Here is a 6,210-nt window from a genome sequence, read left to right on the forward strand (position 1 = left end):
CGCTAATCTTAAGGGCTTAACACTTTTGGATATGGACTGGGATGGATCAACTACTTTTGAATGTGCCATTTACAGCTAGCGTCATGGACTTGTTTCGAGATGCCGTTGTTGTTACGGATGCACAAGGCATTATTCTTCAGGTTAATAAAACCTATCAGGACATCTCTGGCTACACCGAAGAAGAGTTGATAGGACAGCGTCCAGCAAAGGTAAAGTCTGGTCGCCATGGCGATACGTTTTATCAAGCCATGTGGCAGGATTTAAAAAGCATCGGATACTGGGAAGGCGAAATATGGGATCGTCGTAAAAATGCCGAGCTTTATCCGAAATGGTTAAAAATTCAGGCCATTCGTGACTCACTCCATCAAATTACACACTATGTTGGAGTGTTTCATGAAACCAAGAACCCTAATCCAAGCTTCCATGAACGTGAACGCCTTGCAAACATCGACCCATTAACGGGGCTGTGTAATCGACGCTGCTACCGTGAGAACTTGATCCAGATCTGTCACGACCTATCCCCCAAAGAGCAATTCATTCAGCTGTATGTAGACATTGATCGCTTTAAGGACATCAATGAGCGGTATGGCTATGTTGTCGGTGATGATTTGCTAACGATCTTTGCTGACCGCATTCGTAGCCTATGGCATGAAATTAATGACAATCTACTAGTTCCTATTGGTAGAGACCAAGATGAGCTTCTAGCACGCTTTAGTGGTGATGAGTTTCTGATGGGGTTCCGCTTTCTGAAACGAGAAGGCATCGATGTAGACGTGTTACTGCAACGTATATCCAATGCTTTAAACGCTCCTTATAAAGCCAGAGGACAGACAATTCATGTATTAAGCAGTGTTGGTATGGCACAACTGCATGTCGATGCAAGCGATGGTGATGAGTTGATCGCACACTCTGAGGCGGCAATGTACGTCGCTAAGCAAACAGGTGGCGATGGTACTATGATTTTCACACAGTCTATTCGAGATATTTTAGAGCGCAAAAGATTGATTGAGCGTAGCCTTATTTCAGCCATCAAAGCCCATCAATTTGAGCTGTATTACCAACCTAAGATTGGAGGGCTTTCGCGCCAAGTATGTGGTTATGAAGCATTAGTGCGTTGGAACCATCCAGAACTAGGTATGCTGTCTCCAACAGAGTTTATCCCCATTGCAGAAGAAACTGGGGCTATTTTGCCCTTGGGGGATTGGATTCTTGAACAAGCTTGCCAATACGCCAAACGCCTGCACGATTTAGGTTTTCATAATTTGCCTGTTGCGGTGAACGTATCAGCAGCCCAACTCTCTGACCCAGGCTGGTTAGATCGTCTTCTACTCACACTTAAGTCAACACAGCTACCAGCCCATCTTATTGAACTAGAGCTTACGGAGACTCAACTGCTGAATGATATTGATCATTCTACCGATATCATTACCTACATCCGCTCGTTAGGAATAAAAGTAGCCCTTGATGATTTTGGCACAGGCTATTCATCACTGAGTTACCTTCGTAACCTACCTCTTGATACATTGAAAATTGATCGATCTTTTGTTTCTCACCTTAAAGAAGGTCAAGAAAGCTACGATCTAGCAATCATTAAAGCGGTAACAGCACTTGCTAAGCAGCTAGGTATTGCCCTGGTTGCTGAGGGCGTTGAGCAACCCACCCAAGAAAAAATTCTAACCGACATCGGCTGTGACCAATTACAAGGGTATCTCTACAGTAAACCGATACCCGCTAAGGAGTTTTTAGCACTTTGCTTACGTAGTCTAGCTGCGGAAGATGCATAAAGTTATTTTCGTGTGAAACTTTTTGAAATGCCTTCCGTGTATAGAAACACTAACGACGTGTTAGTACCCAACACGAATCAGGTATTTACAGGAAGGTTATTATGAAAGCGACAAAACTTAACGCACTTAAAGCTCTTTCTCTAGGAATGGTCCTTGCAGGCGCGGTTAGCACTGCTAGCGCGGCACATCATGGCTTGGCGGTCAAAGGTATGGATCAAGATGTTTCTCATGGCTATGTTACAGCCAGCACAATCAAGTCTGAAGCAAATGGGTGGCTAGTGGTGCATCGCACCGATAGCAATATGAAACCTGGTCCTGTGGTTGGTTACGCTCCCGTTATCAAAGGCACGAACAGTAATGTCAGTGCTATTTTGCAAGAACCAGTGAAAAGCGGCGAAATGCTGATGCTGATGTTACACGGTGAAAATGGGGGCATGAAGACAGGCGTCTTTGAATACACTCTAGGAGCCAAGGAGGATGGTCCAATCAAAGTGGATGGTAAACTGATCATGGATGTTATTACCGCTAAATAATCTTTTTGATCATAAAGGTGGGTTTCCCCGCCCACCTTTTTCAGTCTAAACTTAGTAATGAGCTTACCGGCTCTCTAATAAAAATAATCATACGTTGCGCATGATCTGCCAACGAGGAGAAATTACTATGTTGACGACTAAATCAGCTCAAGAAGCTTTTCGTCTTGAAGTTGGTCAATTACCTCAAGCAAGTGTAAACCATCTTGCCCCCTCTTTTGACAACTTACCAGACAACCCATACGCCGATGGTTCTTACCGATTACGCCGTTACTCGCGCTTCATCTTCAGCAACGACTCACTAAAACGTCTTCCAAGCAAGGCATTCGTACAAGACGAAAGTATCAATCACTTTCAAGGGAATGTTGAGCGCACCTATCCAGAAATTGAGAACAAAACGGTATCTGACCCAGCTTTTTTGGAGTTATTCGAGCACTTCCAAAAGATGACCGATATTGCGGACGGCAGCACGATAGAGGTTCACCAAATACGTATCTTCGCTGATCATAACCCTGTTGAAGTGGCGCCAGAAGGCGTTCACCAGGACGGTTTTGATCGCATTGGCATCTATGTTATACAACGCCACAACATCACTGGTGGTGAAGTGAGTGTCCATACAATGGAAACCAGCCCAGCCATGATGAAGCATCCTCTTAATAATGGTGAATTCGTTGTCTTAAATGATCGCCGTTTTTTCCACTATGCAGCGCCTATTGAGCCAATTAACGGTGAGCTTGGATATATGGATGCGTTTGTTCTGACGGCAAACTTTATCCATTAATCTATTACATTAAATGGGCCAGCCTTTACCTTATTACGGGTAAAGGCTGACATCTAGATAAAGTGCGTTATTCGGGGCGCTACTGCTTTATTACCCATTCCTTGATCTGTTGGCGCTGCTCTTCATTGCCTTGCAGGTAAAGTAGCTGGATTGATTTTAATAGTTCATTCTTGGTGGGATCTTCCTCCTTGCTTTGAACAAACTCATTTTCTTGCGCTTTATTATATTGATCTAACAATGACTGGATTGCTTCTTTCGGAACGTCTTCTTCCGATAGGGGCTGGTATTTGATCGTTTTAATCGCGCCTTTATTAAATTGCACCCGCCACATATTACGATTTTCAAAATAGAGTTCGGCTTGGCTTTTGGTAAACAAATCTGGCGCTAAGATCTGCACCTCATCACTGGCCAAGGTGGAAAACGTCATCAGGTAAGGCAGTGTTTTAAATTCCACTTCACCGCTACCATCACGTAGGCGGCTCTTATAACGAAACACCAATTGATGATCGCCAGACTTTAAATCCCTAGGGGTCGTATTCAGAGACTTTAAAACTTTCCCATCAACAGCCAATAGCTCAATCGCCTTATCTACATGAAGCGAACCCGCATGCAATAGGAACGAAGAACACAGCAAACCTGCACTCACCAGCCACTTTAATCGTTTCATTTTTTACTTCCCTTTCGAATCCGTAGCCAATCGTAGACACTACCATTGGTTAATGTATAATCAGCGCCCTTGTTTGACCACATGGTTGAATAATCACCTGAAGCATTTGGGTTCCCTCACCCCAAACCAACTAAAAAGGTAACGCTATGAGTTCGTTTACTCCTGCGCAAAAAGGTAAGGCTTTGCGCTATTTAATCGCCTTCCATCTTTTGATCATCGCATCAAGTAACTACTTAGTACAAATCCCATTCACCCTCTTCGGTTTTCATACCACATGGGGTGCATTTACTTTTCCATTTATTTTCTTAGCAACGGATCTAACGGTTAGAATTTTCGGTGCCCCCCTTGCGCGCAAGATCATATTCTTGGTGATGATTCCTTCTTTAATCGCTTCATACGCTTTGTCCGTATTGTTTTATGAAGGTGTCTTTCAAGGCTTTGGCGCATTGTCGGACTTCAACCTGTTTGTCGCGCGTATCGCTGCTGCAAGTTTAATGGCTTATGTTCTAGGGCAGATATTAGATGTCCATGTGTTTAACCATCTAAGACAGCTACGTAGCTGGTGGATAGCCCCTGCGGCTTCCACAGTTATCGGCAATGGCTTGGATACTCTAGCATTTTTTGGCATCGCCTTTTATCAGAGCCCAGATCCATTCATGGCGTCACACTGGCAAGAAATTGCTTTAGCTGACTATGGCTTCAAGCTAATCATAAGTTTAGGTCTATTCATCCCTATGTATGGTGTTTTACTGGCTTTTTTAGTTAAAAAAATCACTGCGACTAAAACCGATTTTAAACTCGCAAACGTATAGCTTATACGCAAAAGCCGCGGCAATTACCGCGGCTTTTTTGTATCCGTCACTATATTGAGAGTTAAACGATGAATGAAGCAAAACATTTAGACGATGCAGCCATTTCAAGAATTATTGAAATGGCTTGGGAAGATAGAACCCCCTTCGAAGCCATTGAAGAGTTGTATGGCCTAAATGAGTCAGACGTCATTCGGCTTATGCGTTCACACTTAAAACTTTCAAGTTTCAAGAACTGGCGGGCTCGAGTCTCGGGACGTACGACCAAGCACAAAGCACTTCGTTCAGTAGATATTCTTCGCGGCTATGCACCTGCTCAGTACAAACCAAACCATGGACTAAAGCGACGTTAACCACCATGACGCAATGTTGGTTTAAGAGCGAATTTACCGTCGCCTGCTAATGCAAACACTGTTAGAGCTAATGCCCAAAATGCAGGAAACTCCCAACCACCATTTGGGTTATTGAAGTAGAATCCCGCAGCCCCATGAACCATTACAATAGAACCAACTAGAATTGGAATTAAGGTAATGGCAAAGAAGCGTGCGTAGACACCAAGAATTAGCGCAATACCTCCAATTAGCTCCCAGCCCATACCAAGGTATGCAGAGAAGCCTGGTAGGCCTAGTGATTCGAAGAATTGTGCTGTGCCTGCTGGAGTAAAGACAAAGAACTTCAAACCGAAGTGCATTAGAAATAAACCACCTAGAGCTAAGCGTAGTAACAGTAGAGCATATGGGGCAGTGCGTTGGTCAAGCATGTTAGGATACCGTTATCAGTTAATCATTAAACGTAGATTAACTGATAACCTTATGAATTAAATCACCCTAAAATGCACTTGATTATTTCTGAAAATGAAACAATTCATAATGAAGTAAAGAGGCTTTACAATAGTGACGACTGCCTTGCTATTACGCAATAAATATCATGATACTGTGTAAAGGTAGGCAAACAGCTTGCTGAAATTCATCAACTCATACAAAGTTGTTACTAGTTACCACTATTTAATGAGGATTTAACGATATGGATTTAATACGTATTTTATTCGCTATCTTACTACCGCCACTTGGCGTGTTCTTACAAGTAGGTATAGGTGGTGCCTTTTGGCTTAACATATTGTTAACTCTGTTAGGCTACATTCCTGGTATCGTTCACGCAGTCTGGGTCATCGCCCGCCGCTGAATGCGCCTTTCACATCATTTAGGTTTCCTTTGCCCAACGCCCTATGTTGGGCTTTTTTATGTTAATAAGTATATTAATTATCAACATAAAAAAACGTTCCAGCGATAGGCAAGCAACAGTCGCTTAATGTGGATAAGTAACCCAGCGTAACCTCTGTGCGATAAGGCGACGACCACAATGATCTGAAGCGGCGCTTCATCCCCTACGGGCATCCTGCGGATATCTGCCACTGGCTCCTACGGAGCATCGTGTCATCAGATGGATCCATTGTAGTGGACAGATAGGTGAAGTGGTTCCACTTTTTAATTCAGGAAAATAAAAAACCCCGCCCTGCTTTGCAGGACGGGGTTCTTTTCATTTAAAAGCTTGACGACGACCTACTCTCACATGGGATCTCCCACACTACCATCGGCGATGGCGCTTTTCACTTCTGAGTTCGGGATGGGATCAGGTGGTT

General features: G+C 43.6%; 8 protein-coding genes and 1 rRNA gene. 6 read left to right on the forward strand and 3 right to left on the reverse strand.

Going from position 1 to position 6,210, the window contains the following annotated elements; all coding sequences use genetic code 11:
• The first annotated feature begins 41 nt into the window (after nucleotides 1-41).
• From C8D85_RS16565 to C8D85_RS16575, 3 genes are all read left to right on the forward strand, one after another.
• A complete protein-coding gene (locus tag C8D85_RS16565) occupies nucleotides 42-1,784 on the forward strand; it encodes a putative bifunctional diguanylate cyclase/phosphodiesterase (protein WP_133564847.1) in 1,743 nt (580 codons plus the stop codon).
• Between the two features lie 101 nt (nucleotides 1,785-1,885).
• The gene (locus C8D85_RS16570) at nucleotides 1,886-2,317 is read left to right on the forward strand and encodes a DUF7282 domain-containing protein (RefSeq protein WP_133564850.1); all 432 of its coding nucleotides are present in this window, start codon (nucleotides 1,886-1,888) and stop codon (nucleotides 2,315-2,317) included.
• 127 nt (nucleotides 2,318-2,444) lie between these two features.
• Complete coding sequence (locus C8D85_RS16575) at nucleotides 2,445-3,095, forward strand: 2OG-Fe dioxygenase family protein (RefSeq protein WP_133564851.1); 651 nt, start codon at nucleotides 2,445-2,447, stop codon at nucleotides 3,093-3,095.
• 79 nt (nucleotides 3,096-3,174) lie between these two features.
• Here the strand turns inward: C8D85_RS16575 and C8D85_RS16580 are convergent, their stop codons facing one another.
• Nucleotides 3,175-3,762, reverse strand: a complete 588-nt coding sequence (locus C8D85_RS16580) for a DUF2057 family protein (RefSeq protein ID WP_133564853.1) — start codon at nucleotides 3,760-3,762, stop codon at nucleotides 3,175-3,177.
• 146 nt (nucleotides 3,763-3,908) lie between these two features.
• Here C8D85_RS16580 and C8D85_RS16585 point away from each other — a divergent pair, with 146 nt between their 5' ends.
• Both C8D85_RS16585 and C8D85_RS16590 read left to right on the forward strand, forming a co-directional pair.
• Nucleotides 3,909-4,574, forward strand: a complete 666-nt coding sequence (locus C8D85_RS16585) for a 7-cyano-7-deazaguanine/7-aminomethyl-7-deazaguanine transporter (protein ID WP_133564855.1) — start codon at nucleotides 3,909-3,911, stop codon at nucleotides 4,572-4,574.
• Nucleotides 4,575-4,642: 68 nt separating this feature from the next.
• On the forward strand, nucleotides 4,643-4,924 hold the full coding sequence (locus C8D85_RS16590; protein WP_133564857.1) for a TIGR03643 family protein: 282 nt from the start codon (nucleotides 4,643-4,645) through the stop codon (nucleotides 4,922-4,924).
• Here C8D85_RS16590 and C8D85_RS16595 read toward each other — a convergent pair.
• Entirely contained in the window at nucleotides 4,921-5,331 is a 411-nt protein-coding gene (locus tag C8D85_RS16595; protein WP_133564858.1) for a DoxX family protein, read from the reverse strand. The genes C8D85_RS16590 and C8D85_RS16595 overlap by 4 nt on opposite strands.
• A 263-nt stretch (nucleotides 5,332-5,594) precedes the next feature.
• On the opposite strand from C8D85_RS16595, the gene C8D85_RS16600 reads away from it, so the two are divergent.
• A complete protein-coding gene (locus C8D85_RS16600; protein ID WP_072242132.1) occupies nucleotides 5,595-5,753 on the forward strand; it encodes a YqaE/Pmp3 family membrane protein in 159 nt (52 codons plus the stop codon).
• 364 nt (nucleotides 5,754-6,117) lie between these two features.
• Here C8D85_RS16600 and rrf read toward each other — a convergent pair.
• A 5S ribosomal RNA gene (gene rrf, locus C8D85_RS16605) occupies nucleotides 6,118-6,210 on the reverse strand; the annotation flags it as partial.

Source organism: Marinomonas communis (assembly GCF_004363305.1).
GTDB classification, from domain to species: domain Bacteria; phylum Pseudomonadota; class Gammaproteobacteria; order Pseudomonadales; family Marinomonadaceae; genus Marinomonas; species Marinomonas communis.

Excerpts from the sequence above, each read along its gene's own strand:
- C8D85_RS16565 (WP_133564847.1), top strand. The coding sequence starts at position 42 with ATGGATCAACTACTTTTGAATGTGCCATTTACAGCTAGCGTCATGGAC.
- C8D85_RS16570 (WP_133564850.1), top strand. The coding sequence starts at position 1,886 with ATGAAAGCGACAAAACTTAACGCACTTAAAGCTCTTTCTCTAGGAATG.
- C8D85_RS16575 (WP_133564851.1), top strand. The coding sequence starts at position 2,445 with ATGTTGACGACTAAATCAGCTCAAGAAGCTTTTCGTCTTGAAGTTGGT.
- C8D85_RS16580 (WP_133564853.1), bottom strand. The coding sequence starts at position 3,762 with ATGAAACGATTAAAGTGGCTGGTGAGTGCAGGTTTGCTGTGTTCTTCG.
- C8D85_RS16585 (WP_133564855.1), top strand. The coding sequence starts at position 3,909 with ATGAGTTCGTTTACTCCTGCGCAAAAAGGTAAGGCTTTGCGCTATTTA.
- C8D85_RS16590 (WP_133564857.1), top strand. The coding sequence starts at position 4,643 with ATGAATGAAGCAAAACATTTAGACGATGCAGCCATTTCAAGAATTATT.
- C8D85_RS16595 (WP_133564858.1), bottom strand. The coding sequence starts at position 5,331 with ATGCTTGACCAACGCACTGCCCCATATGCTCTACTGTTACTACGCTTA.
- C8D85_RS16600 (WP_072242132.1), top strand. The coding sequence starts at position 5,595 with ATGGATTTAATACGTATTTTATTCGCTATCTTACTACCGCCACTTGGC.